Consider the following 15,687-nt stretch of genomic DNA (forward strand, 5'->3'; position numbering starts at 1 on the left):
TGTGGAATATATCGTATCCAGCCCGTGGGAACGGGCCGTGCGAACCATTCAGCCTTTGGCTGAACGGAAACAGTTGCAGGTATATACTGATCTACGTCTTCAGGAACGGGTGCTTAGCCATGAGCATTTGGATCATTGGATGGACGTGCTGAAACAGACCTATCTGGACGAGGATTTCAAGCTGGAGGGAGGGGAATCATCTCGTGAAGCGGCAGATCGAGGAATACAGCTTGTTCAGGAGCTTATAGAACGGACAGAAAAAACGATCATTATTGTAACTCATGGGGCTCTGCTGTCACTTCTCATTCGACATTACGATTCGCAGTTTGGGTTTGAGGAGTGGAAAACACTTTCGAATCCGGACGTATATTTGCTTGGAATCAAAGAAGCAGAAGCCCAGATTCGCAGAGTGTGGACTACGGAGTGAAATTAGTGAAGCGCGTTTATCATAGAGGTTTAAGTATGATTGGAATCGACAGGGGCGGCGCAAGCTGAGTGCAGGGGTGATATTAATGATTATCGTCCATGGCACACCTCTGAGCCTGTCAGGCTCAGAACAATTTTAAAATATGGCTAACCATATTGGTTCAGCAGATCATGGAGTTTATTTTTTATTTGTTCACGCACTGCCTGAGGTTGCTTTACGTTTGCTTCCATGCCAAGTCCAAGAAAAAAATGTACCGCCCATGTTGCAAATGATGAACTCATTGTTGTACGAATCGTGCCCGAGCCATCCTCATTCAATTCAATAGACGGTGCCAACCACAAGTCTGACTGACATCGCCGCACACCCTCGGATGTTAAATCTACTTCCAATTCTGCCATATCACTTTCATCCATGCGCATAACCCACTGCTCAATATGATCCCCGTTCATATCGATTTGCTTGCTTTGGTCCCCTCCATCAGAGAAATCCTTCACTCGATCCACACGGAACACTCGATAATCCTCTGCAAGAAAACAATAAGCCTGGCAATACCATAATCCGTTCATTGTATAAATACCAAGTGGCTGGATCATCCTTTCTCGACGCGTGGCTGCTTCATAAACAATTGTAATGACGCGTTGTTCCAGCGCACTCTCCAGTAGCTCTCTGAGAAAAGGCACTTCTATGTCATGCGGAGGTATCCAGAAGACAAGCCGCTGCTGCATTTGTTCGATCTTTTGCTTAAGTTCACTAGATAGATAATGAAAGAACTTGTGCAATGCGGAATCTACTTCGTTTTTAAAGGGGAGAGATTTGTAATTTCGTAATGATTGGCAGGCAAAAAATAATGCCATGGTTTCGTGTTCTGTGAAGCTGATTGGCGGTAGTACCTTCTCGCGCAGTACGCGGTAGCCACCTCCAGGCCCTGTTTGAGAATATAGGGGAACTCCGAGTTCACTTAGCTCCATCAGATCACGAATCATGGTTCGACGTGAAACGCCGCATTCGTCCGCTAACTCCTGTATGGTGAATTTTTTGCGTTCATTTACTAACATGATGAGCTGAACAAGTCGTTGTGCTTTGTGCATGCTTTGCTCCTTTTTTAAGCAAATAAATATTGGTGACAGTAGTTGGCACTATTATCACGTATGCTTAACCTCGAAGTCAAGGTTCACACATCTGAAATAACAGTGAGTCAGACTCGCATGGAATGACTGTGACAGAAGGTGTGAGGATGCTTTTGAATGAAGAGGATGAGGGGAGTTTTAAGATGAAGAACGAGCAATACGCATTGGAGCTAGTACTATTCAAGTTAAAAGAGGGGACGGATAAGGACTCTTTTCGTAAAGCTGCCGCTGAATTGAGTGATGTGCTACAAACCCAATTGCCGGGATTTAAAGAGCGTCAATTGCTACATACCTCTGACGAAACACAATGGACAGACATTGTATATTGGTCTGATATGCAAATGGCAGTGGCGGCGATGGAAAAGCTCAAATCTGTGCCTGCTTTCCAAACGTTTGCCTCTATGATTGATTCCAAAGATATTCATTTACTACATCTGGTTCCAGTGAATCTGGAAGCGTAAAGAAAAAAGAATGGAGCGTGTGAATAATATGAACAGCGTATCTGTAATAGGTTTGGGCTCTATGGGCGTTGCAATCGCTCAATCGTTACTTCAAAGTGGTTATAGAGTTACGGTATGGAATCGGACAAGTGAGAAGGCTGAACTGATTGTGAAGACAGGAGCGATTTTGGCACCTAATGCTGCAGCAGCAATAAGCGCGAGCGCAGTGTCCATTATCTGTGTATCTGATTATGCAGCTTCGTATAGTATTTTGGACACGGATGAAGTGAAAGCGGCTCTGGCAGGACGTATTCTCATCCAGTTAAGCACAGGAAGCCCGCAACAGGCCCGAGATCATGAAGTATGGACTCAAACATACCAGGCTGAATATATAGAAGGAGCGATTGTAGCTGCTCCTACTCAGATGGGACAACCAGAAGCTACCATATTTTCATCTGGTTCTTCTTCTGCATTTCACAAGTGTGAGCCGTTACTTAAAAGCGTAGCTGGAAATGTGCTTTATTTGGGAGAGCAGGTTAGCGCAGCTTCGACGACGGACTTGGCATTTCTTTCGTATCTGTTTGGCTCGTATCTCGGTTTTTTCCACGCTGCACGTATTCTTGAATCAGATGGTCTTCGTGTGGATACCTTTGGGGCCATGATTGCCCAGATATCTCCCGTAATTGGCGGGGTAATGAAGTATGAGAGCGAGTTCATTCAGAGTGGAGTTTACGATAAACCACAAAGTTCTGTAAATATGAGTATGGTTACCGTAGATCTTCTCATGGAACAGGCTCGTGAAGCAGGGATGAATAATGAATTCCCCGTATTTGCCCAAAGTCTCTTCAAAAAGGCTTTGGATGCAGGATACGGTGAAGAAGAAGTATGTGCGCTAATCAAGGTGATGCGTTAGGCGCATAGGGCTGAATGGTTAATGTTTAAGAGAATAATTGTTTTAATATCGAGATCCATTGTTTGACCTCCAACCGCTCTTCGCTACGCAGGCAGGCAATGCCGTATACCACTTCTTCCAAGGGGCTTAAAGGAACGAACGTAATCTCCTGATCCTGCACAATCACGAAGTTAGGAAGTACCGAAATACCCAGGTCGCTTTTGATCATGGTATGTATCGTATTTACGCTATCTCCGTAGGTATACATGGAAGCTGGGCAGTGCTCGGCAATGCTCCTTTGTAATTTTTTAAGCGTTGGGGGAGATTGGTGCTCGTCGAAAAAAATGAGAAATTGATGGTCTAATTGTTCGATTGTTAATTCGCTTTCGTTCGCAAGAGGGTGATTATGGGGCAACACGCAGACATATGAGCCTTTATATACGGGATAGAAGCAAAAATGGCTGTCCTTGCCCAAATTATCTTCCGTTGTAAATATAATATCGAATTTTTGATTCAATAAATCCTCTTTCTCTCTGGTCAGGTTGGATTTTCTAAGCTGAATTTGAATCTTGGGGTATCTCTCCTTAAAGCGCTTGATAACGTCAGGTAAAACCTTCTTCTCAAAGATCGTCTCCGTATAGCCGATGACCAGGGTACTTTCGTATTGTTCCGAAAGGCGTTTGGATTTCAAAATGGATTGGTCCAAACGGAACAGCAGTCCTTCAATATCGTCGTAAAAGCTCTCGCCCGCTACAGTCAGTTTAACCGACCTTTTGTTTCGAACAAGCAACACAATGCCCAACTCATGCTCCAGGCTCTTGATGTTGTGGCTCACTGCAGGTTGCGTCAAATGCAACTTATCGGCCGTTGTCGAAAAATTAAGCGTCTCCGCAAGAGAAACAAAGCATTTCAGTTGTTGAATGTTCATTCGAAGTATCCTTTATATGAAATTTATTTATTACTCATAAAATAAGGTGATTTCACGCTGGCGTCAACCTGTGATATGTTTTCTTGTGAATATAATCACTAAGGAAGAAGGAATACGCATGCGTTATATCGTCACTGGTGTGGATGGTCAATTGGCAAGTCGGATAGCGGAAACCGTTCTGGCCGAAGTAGGGGGTCGCGAGCTAACCTTCACATGCATGAACAAAGAAAGAATTCCCAAAGATGCGTTGCAGCGATGGGAACAGGCAGGTGTAAGTATCTTTGAAATCAATTATGATGATATTCCATCTATGGTACGGGCTTTCAAGGATGGGGACCGAATCTATATCGTCTCTGGCCTTGAGGTCGGCAAAAGGGTGCAGCAGCACCGCAATGCGATTGATACGGCGATCAGAGCAGGAATCTCGCACATTACTTACAGTTCATTTATCGGTGCAACGGACCCGGATTACGCACATGTCTATGTCACCCCGGATCATACCGCTACTGAGCAGTATTTAAAGTCAACAGGCATTGCCTATAATGCTATGAGAAATAACTTGTATTTGGAAAACTATTTAACGATGTATACCATGCTGGCGCTCATGTCGGACCATAAATGGTTAAGCACCGCCGGAGAGGGCAGAGCCACTTTGGTGCACAAGGATGATTGTGCAAGAGCAGCGGCTGCGGCCCTGCTGGGAAAGGCCGAGGACAACAGGGCCTATGATATTGTTGGATCAGAGTCTGTTTCTGTAAGAGATCTGTGCAATCTCATACAGGAAGTTTCCGGCGAGGATATGGAGTACATTCCCGTTGATGCGGAGCAATACTATAAATATCTCGAAAAGCTGCATATTCCCAGAGAAATTACGGGGGATTTCTCCCGCTCTCCGGTTCCTTTTTGCGGCGAAGATCTCATGACGACCGATGCCAGCATTAAGGAAGGACTTTTGAACGTTAAATCCGACGCCATTGAAGTATTAACTGGGCAAAAGCCCAAAACAGCGAGAGATATTGTCGGAAAGTACAAATATATCTGGGAGAACCACATTCGAAGCTGGCGAGACATGAAGTAACCGGCGTGGATAATCAGGAGCTCATTTCCAATGCACCCTATCCAAGCATGACCGACTAACTTGGATTCCCTCGACTCTTTTGCCTGCATACCTGTTCGCTGAGACCATCCTATGGGGTGGTCTTTATTGCGTATACAACTAATTTAGTTCACCTTCCCAAAAGGCTCGTTGAGATTGAATTCGGACAACGGCTATAATGATAGAATATAGAATATGGAATTCAACATGATAAGCGGAGGGTCATACGGTGATGCTACAGCAAATAAAAAGCTTGATAGCCTTTATTCACAGCAAGCCGAAGAAATTATCCTTTACCATACCATTCGCCTACTTCTTAATTATCCTGCTTACAGTGGTGTTCAGCTACTTGGTCCTGAATCAAATCGCTGCGGGCTCCGCGCAGAAGAAGATCAATGAGGCCTCCTTGCAGACGATCAGCTCCATCCAGACCAACGTCGATCTAATGATTGAGAATGTAAACAACTATTCCAAAATGATCTTCTCAGATCATAATCTGCAAAATCTGCTAAGGCAAGGGGATGTATATGCCAACCTGCAGACCCAGTCCAAGGTCAGCGCTTATTTGTACAATTTAATGCAAGCGGTTCCAATCATTGATTCCGTGTACATTTTCGACAATTCGGGCCATCGTTTTTCCGTCGGAACGCAGGAATTGCCGACTTTTAAGGAAGCCAATGTAGAGGACGCTCCATGGTATGAGCAGGCTGTGCTCAATAAAGGAAAGTATATTCTGAAGCTGAATGGCAGTGGAGCCTTTTCGGAGGGAAGTACCCATGAGAATTTCGTTTCTTTCATTCGATTGATTCGAGATATCGACAACACCTCCCAGCTCGGGGTCTTGGTCATGAACATTAAGGTAGGCTCCTTTGAACAAGCGTATTCCAATCTCCTGAATCAAAACTCGTTTCAAATTGCCATTCTGGATGAGAATAATCAGATCATTGTGGACCATTCCACAGAAGCTCAAGGCGACACAGCCTTTCAGCACCTGCTGACAACCCACCAGGATGCACTGGAGCAGCAATTTCAGAAAAGCAGCTCAGGATTTTTTGCCTTGAACTCCGGTTCACAGAAATATACGGTGTCCTATCTCGCAGTCGGAGACTATCCTTGGAAATTCATAAGTATAGACCAAAACAACAGTATGGATTCCAAAAACAAGTCGCTTGTGCTGTTAGCGTTGCTTCTACTTGTGATCAATGGAATCGTTTTCTTTGTGAGTTCATTCATTATCTCACGCAGTATTATCAAGCCGATCCATAAGCTTTTGCGATCCATGAACAAGGCCCCAAGCGGCAACCTCAGGAAAGTGAATGTGGAACTGAATAGCTATGAATTTGAAAAGCTGTTTATTGGCTACAACGACATGATCGAACAAATTGACCAGATGCTGAAGCGAACTATCGAGGAGCAGAATACGATTCGTAGGGCGGAGCTGAATACGTTGCAAGCTCAAATCAAACCACACTTTTTATATAACACGCTGGACTCCATTACCTCGTTAGCCCTTTCTGGATTAAATGCTCAGGTTTGTGATCTGCTTGAGGCCTTGGGTAACTATTATCGCATGAGTGTCAGCAAGGGACGCGAAGTTATCACGGTTGGCGAAGAAATTGAAATTGTTCGAAATTATCTGATAATTCAGATGACACGCTACCAGGATGTCTTTGAGGTTCAGTTCGATGTGGACGAGGATTGCTGCCAGTCCCCGATTCCAAAGCTTGTACTGCAGCCCTTGGTGGAAAATTCGCTGTATCATGGCATTCGACCCAAAGGAACCAAGGGAACGATATGGGTCAGCGTGCGAAAGACGGAGGATGATGTGCTGAGGATATCCATCGCTGATGATGGTGTGGGCATGTCGGAGAAAGAGATTTCGCAAATTCTGTATACGGAGCGAAAAGGCCAAATCAAGAGCTTCGGCCTATGGGGCACCATGGAGCGTTGGCGTATTTTTTATGGAGATGACGCTGGAGTAAGCATTGAAAGTCAGCCGGGGAAGGGAACGACGGTAACTTTGATGATACCGAATGGAGTAGATGCTTTATGGGAAAATTAAAGGTTTTGATCGTGGATGATGAATATCTGATCCGGAATCTGCTGCGAATGCGCATTGACTGGGAAACGCAGGGCATGGTGATCGTAGGCGAAGCCTCCAATGCACACGAGGCACTTGATCTGGTGGAGCAGCAGAGACCGGATGTTATTTTTACGGATATTTGCATGCCGACAATCGACGGAATTGAGTTTAGCGGTATGGTATTGGAAAAGCACCCAGATATTAAAATCGTGGTCGTTACGGGCCATGATGAGTTCGAATATGCGCGTCAGAGTATCAAAATTGGCATTGCCGACTTTATATTAAAGCCGATTCGTCCTTCGGAGCTGTTAGCAGTAACCGATAAGCTGAAAGGTATGATTGATGAGGAGCGTACGCGTGATAAGGAAATGGAGAAGCTGAAGGCGGTGCTGGAACGGAATTTTCCATATATTCGGGAAAAATTCCTGAACCAATGGTTAAACGGTGCTCTATCACAGGAAGAAATTCATGAAAAACTCGAATATTTCAAAATACCCCTGCACCTTGGTGTAAAGGCGTATCAAATAGCCGTGATCGAGATTTTCTCGACAACGGCGAAGCAGACGGAGGAACAACTTATCCTACTGCGAATGGAATGCAGTAATAAAATAGAAGCGTTCTATCAGGAGGATTCTCAAGTCATTATTCTGACGGACACTCGAGACCAGGTTGTGATCATTTCATGGAGCCAGGCTGTCAATCTGGTAAGCGATTGTGAATGGCTCAAGACCGATCTGATTCATTCCCACAAATGCTTGGTAAGCATCGGTGTCGGGCGCAAGCATAAGGATATACAAGAAGCGCATCTAGGCTATCAGGAAGCATGTCGTGCGCTTCAATACCAGGCCTTCGTTGGAAAAAATCAAGTGGTCTGCTTCGAGGATATTGTGGATCACAGAGAACAGACGTATCGGTCCAATGCAGAGCTTCTTCAGCACCTGCAATTTTACATCAGTGTCGGTTCCTCTGAACGTGCAACTCAGATGCTGAGTCGAATCTTTGACGTGTCGTTCTCCAGTGTGTCACAGTTTCGGATGGCGGCGATGGATGTGATTACCGAATGCCAGCGTGCGGCGATGGAACAGCAGATGGAGAATGAACACGTATTTGATAAAGAAATGCTGGTCTCCATTCTCACCGCAGAGCATCTACCAGAATTAATGAGAACATTAGAGGGCTATGTCCGATATGTGTCGGGGGCCATTCATTCGAAAAACCAGACCAAGGAAGGCAACCTGATCAGCCAGGTGAAGGAGTATCTTGAGCACAACTTGAGCGATCCGGGTGTGGGATTGGCGAGCACTGCTGCGGTCTTCTTTGTCAGTCCGGGCCATTTGGGACGGTTAATGAAGAAGGAGACGGGTCAGACCTTTGTGGAGCATCTTACGAATATACGCATGAAGAGGGCAGAAGCCTTATTGAAGCAGACCGATTTAAAGGGATACGAGATCGGTGAGCAGGTAGGGATCACGGACCCGCACTATTTCAGTGTCTTGTTCAAAAAAACCATGGGCAGGTCCATGAATGAGTACAGACAAAGTAAATGATGGTCGGAAAGATGTTTGAATTTTGAAAGCGGATGCACGTTTTTTGAATGGAGATAAGGGTGTTCTTCCCATAAAATAAGTCCTAGAAGCAGCCAAAAAGATTAGGGGGGGACAAAAAAATGAAAGCGCTATTAAAAAATACGATGGTCATTATACTGGCACTGGGTCTCACTGGCAGCATAACCGCATGTTCATCTGGTTCATCGGAAGCGACGCAGCAGGAAGGAAGCGGTTCTATAAAATTGACGCTGTGGGATCAGTCAGTAGGCAATACGGACCCATCAGCTAAATTATTGCCGCAAATCATTGAGAAGTGGAACAGCGAGCATCCCGATATCCAGGTTGAACGGACAGGTACGACCGGTGAGCAATATAAAACCAAGATTAAGACTTCCATTGCCGCAGGCGAAGCACCCGATGTTTTTTACGGCATGGGGGGCGGAAGCTTTATGCAGCCCTATATTAAATCTGGAAATGTTCTTGAAATTACCAGTTATTTAAAAAATGACATCAAGGCAAAAATGGCCCCAGGCATGTCGGAAGCCATCGAGACGGACGGTAAAATTTATACACTGCCTGTTTACACACATATCGCCAATCTTTATGTCAATACCGAGCTGTTCGATAAAGCGGGCGCAAAAATCCCGACGACCTACTCAGAGCTGCTTGATGCGGTGGAGAAACTAAAGACAGCGGGGATTACTCCGGCTCTTATCGGCGAAAAGGATCGCTGGCCAGGCATGTATTGGTATGACATTATTGCGATGCGCCAAGCAGGAAATGCCGCAGTACTAGAGGCGTTCAAGGACTCTGCCAAATGGGATTCGCCCGACTTCGTCGCGGCAGCCACTAAAATGCAGCAACTGGCTAAGGCAGGCGCTTTCAACAGCAGTATGTTCAGCATGAGCTATGATGAAATGCTTGGTGCGTTCAATGCAGGGAAGGGGGCCATGATGTTCCAGGCCAACTGGGTGAACGCCGGGATCGAAGACCCCTCCTCGACAGTCAAAGGAAAGGTGAAAGTCATTCCCTTCCCAATATTTGAGGACGGCAAGGGCAAGAATACCGAAATATTCGGTGGCGCGGTCGACGGCTTCTATGTCAGCAGCAACACAGAGCATCCGAAGGAAGCTGTTGAATTTCTCATGTATTTAAGCGAGCAGCTTGGCACGAAGGGATTTCTGGCGGGGGCAGGGCTTCCTAGCTGGAATACAGATGGGCTTGACACCTCAGGGCTTTCCACACTGGATCAATCCAGCGCAAACATCATGAAAACGGCGACCTCGTTTATCGCGTGGTGGGATAATATTCTTCCGGCCGATTCGGCAGAAGCACACAAAAACCTGATTGCGCAGCTTTTGGCAGGCGATATTACTCCAGAGGAATTCTGCAAGCAGATGGCTCAGCTGAAGCCGACGGAATTGAGTCTCTGATCAAAACATACACCCAAACAGGATGTGGTCAGGAGTAATCCCTGGCCACATTTTTGAAAGGAGACCGATGATGAATTCTGTATTTTCGAATAAAACAGCCATTACCATATTTGTCCTGCCTACTCTCCTTATATTTTGTGGCATTGTATTAGTTCCGATCTTCGTCTCCAGCTATTACAGCTTGCTGGACTGGAATGGTGTAGGCAAAGGAACGTTTGTCGGATTGAACAATTATGCCGAAATGTTCAATGACCCACGCGTATTGAACTCTATCAAAAATTCGCTGCTGTTTGCAGCAGCTTCGATTTTCATCCAATTGCCCTTGTCGCTTCTGCTTGCCCTGATATTGGCGTCTAATGTCAAGGGAGAAGGGTTTTACCGTACGGTATATTTCATTCCGGTTCTGATTTCAACCGTGGTGATCGCGCAGTTGTGGTCTAAGATCTATAACGCGGATTATGGCCTCTTGAACTCTTTGCTTGAGAGCATAGGTCTGTCCCATTTGGCCCAGGACTGGCTTGGACAGAAGCATACGGCGCTGGTGGCTTCGTTTATTCCGACCCTGTGGCAGTATGTCGGTTATCATATGCTGCTGATGTATGCCGGTGCGAAGTCGATTTCAAATGATATTATCGAAGCAGCCAAAATTGATGGAGCTTCCCGCATTCGGACAGTCTTCTCCATCACCCTCCCGCTAATGAGGCCCATTCTCAAGGTATGTCTCATCTTCTCCGTCATCGGTGCCTTCAAGGTATTCGATCTGATCTATGTATTAACGAACGGCGGTCCATTCTTCACCACCGAGGTACCGAGCACCCTGATGTACACGACCATTTTCGATACCTACAGGTATGGCTACGGAAGTGCGATATCCGTCTTCATTATTCTGGAGTGTCTAGTATTCACAGTTATCATCAATAAATACTTCAAGACTGAATAGGGGGTGATCGAGGTGAGTACGATGCAAGTAGTGTTGCAAAAAAAACGGAACTTTACGAAATATATTGGAAAAATATTGCTACAAGGGTTTTTAATCATAGTGGCGATCACGCAGATTTATCCTCTCATCTGGCTGACATTCTTCTCACTGAAGGATAATAGTGAGATATTCAGCGGCGATGTGGCAGGACTTCCCCAAAAATTTCTCTGGAGCAACTATACCAAGGCATTATCTGATGGTCATGTATTAACTTATTTTTTTAATAGCGTGCTGGTAACTGCTGTGTCCATTATCCTGGTGTTGATCCTCTCCTCCATGACGGGATATGCCATCACGAGAATGAAATGGAAGCTCAGCGGTTTAACGATGACGACAATTCTTCTGGGGATGATGGTGCCGATTCACGCAGCTTTGCTGCCCCTCTTTATGGTACTTAAGAATCTGGGCTTGCTGAACACCTATTGGGCATTGATTATTCCTTATGTTGCGTTTGGCATTCCCATGGCGGTGTTCATCCTTGGAAGCTTCTTCAACGGAATTCCACGTGAGCTGGAGGAAGCCGCGGTCATCGACGGATGCGGGATCTACAAAACGTTCTTCTTCATTGTATTGCCGCTTGTTCGTCCTGCCTTGTCCACGGTGGCGATATTTACATTCCTTTCCTGCTGGAACGAGCTGATGTTTGCGGTGACATTTATTAATAAGGCATCCTATCAGACACTAACGGTGGGGATGATGTCTATGGTCGGAACTTACATTACACAGTGGGGAATTATCGGAGCAGGGCTCATGATTACGACCATCCCGACGATTGTGATCTATTTGCTGCTTAATAAGCAGGTGCAGAAGAGTATGATTGCGGGCGCTGTCAAAGGATAAAGGCTGTCAGGACGGCTGGGTGTCGCTGCGATGAAGGATAAGTGGCAATTAAGAGTAGCATTAGGATAAGGAACGTAAGAGGTTGCTTTAGCCATTAAGGGGAGGAGAATTGCTGATGGTCAAATTATCAATGGTGCATAAGGTTCCAACCCGGGAGAAGGCCGTCGCCTTTACGTTTGACGATGGTCCGCATCCGTTATATACGCAACAACTGCTGGATATCTTCCGCCAAGCGGGTGGCAGAGCTACGTTTTTCATGATCGGTCAGGAGATGGAGGCGTTCGAGGACATCGCAGCCGAAGTTCATGGTGCCGGTCACGAGATTGCCAATCATACCTATTCTCATCCTGATTTGACCAAGCTAACGCTGGATGATGCGCGGGCTGAATTGCAGCGGACGGAAGAGGGGATACAGCGGGTGACGGGGAAGGGCGCGTTGTGCTTCAGACCTCCATTTTTTGGCGTTAATGCCGACATTCTTTCGCTTGCAGCGGAGCTCGGATATTCAGCAATCGGTGCCGTGAACGGGGAGGCAAAGGATTGGGAGCAGCCTGGCGTCGATTTTATTTTGGAGCATACGAGGTTGACTGTTGCGCCTGGCAGCATATTTTTGTTCCATGACGGGTATGGCGAACGATCCCAGACGGTCGAGGCTGTCCGGGTACTGGTGGAAGAGCTTGCTGCAGAAGGGTATCGGTTCGTTACCGTCAGCGAGCTGCTTGAATTCACCGATCACGCCTGAATCAGATGGGCTCCACATTAAGGCGACCGCTCACATCAGCGGGTTCACCTGTACATGTACACCACCAGTTTCGCCTTCCATAAATCATCAGTGAGAGAGGGAAGTCCAGAGCTGATTTGGTGGCGCTGATCTGGGAGTAATGGAGACAGGATATAATAATTATGGATATAAAGGGACGAAATAGCGGAATGCGGCGACGGTATGGGGATTCGCCCAGTCCACGGGCTGATGTCTCGCATAGGATACATCAGCCTAGAACACAAGGAGTGAAACACATGTCTTTAATGCCACAGGTCCCTTTCGGAACACAACCGGGAATTCCGGGTTCATTCACACCGTCAGGGCCTTCGCTTCCACAATTTCCTGGCCCACAGGATTCGTTCCCGTCACCAATTGGCCCGCCACCAGGGGGAGGGCCGCTTGGTCCAGTAGGCCCGGGACCCCAAGGTTCATTCGGACCGCAAGCTCAAGCGCCAACTGCCCCACCGCCGCAATTTACGCCACCGAAGCCGCTGGTCACGGCTTATGCTATTGATCCTTTAGCCATTTCCGGTTGCTTGTTCCGCAACACGTTTGTATGGCTGACGAATGGTGAGCGCTTCTGGCTGTATCCCGTCTTTGTAGGCAGAACATCCGTAGCGGGATTCCGATGGAATGGTCGTTTTTGGACTTATTATGGTGTAGATACCAACCGTATTGAGTCGTTTAGTTGCTTTTGGTAAGCACACCTTTGGGGAAAAGCGTACCGGAAGGGAAAGCTGCGGAACATTGTGGCAAGAGAGAGACATGGGACATATGAGCAAATAAAATGAAGTAAAAAAGGACTGAGAGAAGCGCTCATAGCGTTCCTTCAGTCTTTTTTGTTGTTACTCCATCCACCATCGCTTGAAATTGCTCCACCATGATTTCTTTTCTGCCTGCCGCTCCGATTGGTCAGTCTGTGTCGCTGTCAGCGGGTTATTCTGTCCTGACAGCGTTTCCTTAGGCTCCGTGCCGCTGACGAATACCTCCAGCCGCTTATCCGGACTGTCCGGCGCAGCCAGCTTGCCACTGGCTGGATCAATATAGGCGCTGACTACGCCGTCAGGGATGGGAAAGATTTTGGGCGGCACATTCTCCAGCGCTTTCTCCGTATATTGCGCAAAAATCGGTGCTGCCCGCCGGGCATCCTGCGTGCTGATGGCCTTGCCCTTGTCATAGCCGACCCAGACGGCGGTGGACAGCTCGGGTGTGAAGCCAACCATCCACGCATCGGTGTTGGTCGTGCCGCTCTTCCCGGCAACCGGGCGCTTGATCAGCTTCGCGACCCGGTTGCCGGTGCCGCCTTCCTCAAACACGCCTTCCATAAGGCGTGTGAGGACGTAGGCAGAGGCGGGCTTCACCACCTGCACAGGCGCGGCCTGCGGTGCTTCGTAGAGCGACCGCCCGGCCGCATCGGTGATGCGCAGCACCGCCACTGGGGCGACCTTTTGCCCGCCGCTGCCGATGACCGAGAAGGCCGAGGCCATCTCGAACGGGCTGACGGGCGATACGCCCAGTGCGAGGGAAGGCACGGGCTTCAGCTCGCTCGTAATGCCCATTTTGCGGGCGAGGTCCATGACCTTATCCGTCCCCACCTTCAAAATGGTGCTTACAGCATAAATGTTATCGGACGCCGCAATCGCACGTCGCAGATCGATTTCGCCCAAATATTTGTCTCCAAAATTTTTGGGCTTGTAGGTTTTGCGGTTGTTGTCGTAGTGAAATAACGTGGGTCGGCTTTCAAACTTGGATGTACTCGTTAATTCTCCGGAATCCAGTGCGCTCAGATACATAATCGGCTTAAAGGATGAGCCGGGCTGCCGGGTTGTGGCAAGCGTATGATTATACTGATTGCCGACATAGTTGGTCCCGCCAACCATGGCCTTCACATGCCCGTTGCGCGGGTCAATGGAGATCAACGCTGTTTCCAGTCCGTTGCTGTCCTTCATGCCTTCATTTACAGCCGCTTCGGCTGCTTGCTGCATGTGCATGTCCAGCGTGGTATAAATGCTCAGGCCGCCATGCTCCAGCACACCTTCACTAATTCCCAGCTCATTCGTTGCAAGCTGGCGGACGTAATCACGGAACCATGGCGCGGCTTCTAGCGTCCGGCGCTGGCTCTCGGGCCGCAGGGCGAGCATTTCCTCATAGGCCTTGGTGGCTTGGGCCGGGGTAATTTTGCCGGTGAGCGCCATGGAATCCAATACAATTTTTTGCCGATCCTTCGCGTTTTTCATATGATTATAAGGTGAATAATAGGTTGGTCCCTTCGGAATACCTGCCAGCAGGGCGCTTTCAGCCAAATCCAGATCTTTTGCGGATTTACCGAAATACATCTGCGATGCCGCTTCAATTCCATAGGCACCGTGGCCATAATAAATTTCGTTCAAATACATTTGTAGCAGCTCGCTCTTGGTATACTTCATTTCAAGCTGCGCAGTATAGATGGCTTCCTTGGCCTTGCGTGTCCATGTTTTCTCATGAGATAGGTACAGATTGCGTGCAAGCTGCTGAGTCAGCGTGCTGGCTCCTTGCGACATATCCCAGTGGGTCAGATTGACAAGCACGGCCCGGCCCAGGCCTTTGAAATCAAAGCCGAAATGATCGTAAAACTTCCGGTCCTCCACAGCCAGCGTAGCTGCAATCAGATCGGGGGAAATGTGATCCAACTGGACAGGGATGGATTCCTTGCCTCCGGCAGAGAAGGTGGCAATGACCTGCCCCTGGCTGTCGAGCAGCCGTGAATTCCGGTCCGTATCCGCGAGCGGAAGACTGGTCGCATATAAATAGGCGAGCAGAATGCAGGCGGCGATGACCGTCAGAATGGTGAGTGACAGCAGTCCCTGAAACCATCGAAGCCAGAGTGGCTTGCGTTTGGGGGATTGCCCGGTTGTACCGCCCATCACGCCACCTCCTTCCTTGGTTGATGTTCTCAGTATTGTCAATCCGAAAGCGTCTATTCATCAGATGCACGTACGTGTGTATTTTATACGAGGTCAAGTCTAAAAAAGGATTTTTCAGGCTATCCGGGTATCGTTTATCCTGCAAAAAGTGTGAAAGCACAGTGTGTTGGTACAATAAATATAGCAAACTTGGCGTTTGCGTGTTGCAGATATCAAGGAAGTTAACGTT

The 15,687-nt window shown here is 47.6% G+C and carries 14 protein-coding genes; 11 read left to right on the forward strand and 3 right to left on the reverse strand.

The window, feature by feature from the left end; all coding sequences use genetic code 11:
- Positions 1 to 427, forward strand: a 427-nt coding sequence (locus C1I60_RS06665) for a histidine phosphatase family protein (protein ID WP_252361609.1), incomplete at its 5' end; no start/stop codon positions are given.
- Between the two features lie 146 nt (positions 428 to 573).
- Here C1I60_RS06665 and C1I60_RS06670 read toward each other — a convergent pair.
- On the reverse strand, positions 574 to 1,515 hold the full coding sequence (locus tag C1I60_RS06670) for a helix-turn-helix transcriptional regulator (protein WP_137061045.1): 942 nt from the start codon (positions 1,513 to 1,515) through the stop codon (positions 574 to 576).
- A gap of 182 nt (positions 1,516 to 1,697) precedes the next feature.
- Between C1I60_RS06670 and C1I60_RS06675 the strand changes: the two genes are divergently transcribed.
- Together C1I60_RS06675 and C1I60_RS06680 are read left to right on the forward strand one after the other, a co-directional pair.
- Positions 1,698 to 2,015 carry a hypothetical protein gene (locus C1I60_RS06675; RefSeq protein ID WP_137061046.1) on the forward strand — a complete coding sequence of 106 codons (318 nt, stop codon included), beginning with the start codon at positions 1,698 to 1,700 and terminating at the stop codon, positions 2,013 to 2,015.
- 28 nt (positions 2,016 to 2,043) lie between these two features.
- Positions 2,044 to 2,907, forward strand: a complete 864-nt coding sequence (locus C1I60_RS06680; RefSeq protein ID WP_252361610.1) for an NAD(P)-dependent oxidoreductase — start codon at positions 2,044 to 2,046, stop codon at positions 2,905 to 2,907.
- A gap of 25 nt (positions 2,908 to 2,932) precedes the next feature.
- Here C1I60_RS06680 and C1I60_RS06685 read toward each other — a convergent pair whose 3' ends face one another.
- Positions 2,933 to 3,814: a LysR family transcriptional regulator gene (locus tag C1I60_RS06685; RefSeq protein ID WP_014279105.1), complete on the reverse strand. Its 882-nt coding sequence runs from the start codon at positions 3,812 to 3,814 to the stop codon at positions 2,933 to 2,935.
- A 118-nt stretch (positions 3,815 to 3,932) separates the two neighbouring features.
- Between C1I60_RS06685 and C1I60_RS06690 the strand changes: the two genes are divergently transcribed.
- The 8 genes from C1I60_RS06690 (at position 3,933) to C1I60_RS06725 (ending at position 13,256) form a co-directional block, all read left to right on the forward strand.
- Positions 3,933 to 4,892 carry an NmrA family NAD(P)-binding protein gene (locus C1I60_RS06690; protein WP_014279106.1) on the forward strand — a complete coding sequence of 320 codons (960 nt, stop codon included), beginning with the start codon at positions 3,933 to 3,935 and terminating at the stop codon, positions 4,890 to 4,892.
- Positions 4,893 to 5,142: 250 nt separating this feature from the next.
- Complete coding sequence (locus C1I60_RS06695) at positions 5,143 to 6,972, forward strand: sensor histidine kinase (protein WP_137061078.1); 1,830 nt, start codon at positions 5,143 to 5,145, stop codon at positions 6,970 to 6,972.
- Positions 6,960 to 8,540 carry a response regulator transcription factor gene (locus C1I60_RS06700; protein ID WP_137061048.1) on the forward strand — a complete coding sequence of 527 codons (1,581 nt, stop codon included), beginning with the start codon at positions 6,960 to 6,962 and terminating at the stop codon, positions 8,538 to 8,540. The genes C1I60_RS06695 and C1I60_RS06700 overlap by 13 nt, the downstream gene beginning before the upstream one ends.
- Positions 8,541 to 8,659: 119 nt before the next feature.
- Positions 8,660 to 9,973 carry an extracellular solute-binding protein gene (locus C1I60_RS06705; RefSeq protein WP_137061049.1) on the forward strand — a complete coding sequence of 438 codons (1,314 nt, stop codon included), beginning with the start codon at positions 8,660 to 8,662 and terminating at the stop codon, positions 9,971 to 9,973.
- 70 nt (positions 9,974 to 10,043) lie between these two features.
- Positions 10,044 to 10,913, forward strand: coding sequence for a carbohydrate ABC transporter permease (locus tag C1I60_RS06710; RefSeq protein WP_014279110.1), 870 nt, complete (start codon positions 10,044 to 10,046; stop codon positions 10,911 to 10,913).
- Between the two features lie 21 nt (positions 10,914 to 10,934).
- Entirely contained in the window at positions 10,935 to 11,792 is an 858-nt protein-coding gene (locus tag C1I60_RS06715) for a carbohydrate ABC transporter permease (RefSeq protein ID WP_043922591.1), read from the forward strand.
- Between the two features lie 115 nt (positions 11,793 to 11,907).
- A complete protein-coding gene (locus C1I60_RS06720; protein WP_014279112.1) occupies positions 11,908 to 12,534 on the forward strand; it encodes a polysaccharide deacetylase family protein in 627 nt (208 codons plus the stop codon).
- 275 nt (positions 12,535 to 12,809) lie between these two features.
- Entirely contained in the window at positions 12,810 to 13,256 is a 447-nt protein-coding gene (locus tag C1I60_RS06725) for a transporter (RefSeq protein WP_137061050.1), read from the forward strand.
- A 144-nt stretch (positions 13,257 to 13,400) separates the two neighbouring features.
- Here the strand turns inward: C1I60_RS06725 and C1I60_RS06730 are convergent, their stop codons facing one another.
- The gene (locus C1I60_RS06730; protein ID WP_137061051.1) at positions 13,401 to 15,458 is read right to left on the reverse strand and encodes a transglycosylase domain-containing protein; all 2,058 of its coding nucleotides are present in this window, start codon (positions 15,456 to 15,458) and stop codon (positions 13,401 to 13,403) included.
- Positions 15,459 to 15,687 lie beyond the last annotated feature (229 nt).

The organism is Paenibacillus terrae, from assembly GCF_005217525.1.
Lineage (GTDB): Bacteria > Bacillota > Bacilli > Paenibacillales > Paenibacillaceae > Paenibacillus > Paenibacillus terrae_C.

Excerpts from the sequence above, each read along its gene's own strand:
- C1I60_RS06675 (WP_137061046.1), top strand. The coding sequence starts at position 1,698 with ATGAAGAACGAGCAATACGCATTGGAGCTAGTACTATTCAAGTTAAAA.
- C1I60_RS06695 (WP_137061078.1), top strand. The coding sequence starts at position 5,143 with ATGCTACAGCAAATAAAAAGCTTGATAGCCTTTATTCACAGCAAGCCG.
- C1I60_RS06710 (WP_014279110.1), top strand. The coding sequence starts at position 10,044 with ATGAATTCTGTATTTTCGAATAAAACAGCCATTACCATATTTGTCCTG.
- C1I60_RS06730 (WP_137061051.1), bottom strand. The coding sequence starts at position 15,458 with ATGGGCGGTACAACCGGGCAATCCCCCAAACGCAAGCCACTCTGGCTT.
- C1I60_RS06690 (WP_014279106.1), top strand. The coding sequence starts at position 3,933 with ATGCGTTATATCGTCACTGGTGTGGATGGTCAATTGGCAAGTCGGATA.
- C1I60_RS06700 (WP_137061048.1), top strand. The coding sequence starts at position 6,960 with ATGGGAAAATTAAAGGTTTTGATCGTGGATGATGAATATCTGATCCGG.
- C1I60_RS06670 (WP_137061045.1), bottom strand. The coding sequence starts at position 1,515 with ATGCACAAAGCACAACGACTTGTTCAGCTCATCATGTTAGTAAATGAA.
- C1I60_RS06685 (WP_014279105.1), bottom strand. The coding sequence starts at position 3,814 with ATGAACATTCAACAACTGAAATGCTTTGTTTCTCTTGCGGAGACGCTT.
- C1I60_RS06725 (WP_137061050.1), top strand. The coding sequence starts at position 12,810 with ATGTCTTTAATGCCACAGGTCCCTTTCGGAACACAACCGGGAATTCCG.
- C1I60_RS06720 (WP_014279112.1), top strand. The coding sequence starts at position 11,908 with ATGGTCAAATTATCAATGGTGCATAAGGTTCCAACCCGGGAGAAGGCC.
- C1I60_RS06680 (WP_252361610.1), top strand. The coding sequence starts at position 2,044 with ATGAACAGCGTATCTGTAATAGGTTTGGGCTCTATGGGCGTTGCAATC.
- C1I60_RS06715 (WP_043922591.1), top strand. The coding sequence starts at position 10,935 with ATGCAAGTAGTGTTGCAAAAAAAACGGAACTTTACGAAATATATTGGA.
- C1I60_RS06705 (WP_137061049.1), top strand. The coding sequence starts at position 8,660 with ATGAAAGCGCTATTAAAAAATACGATGGTCATTATACTGGCACTGGGT.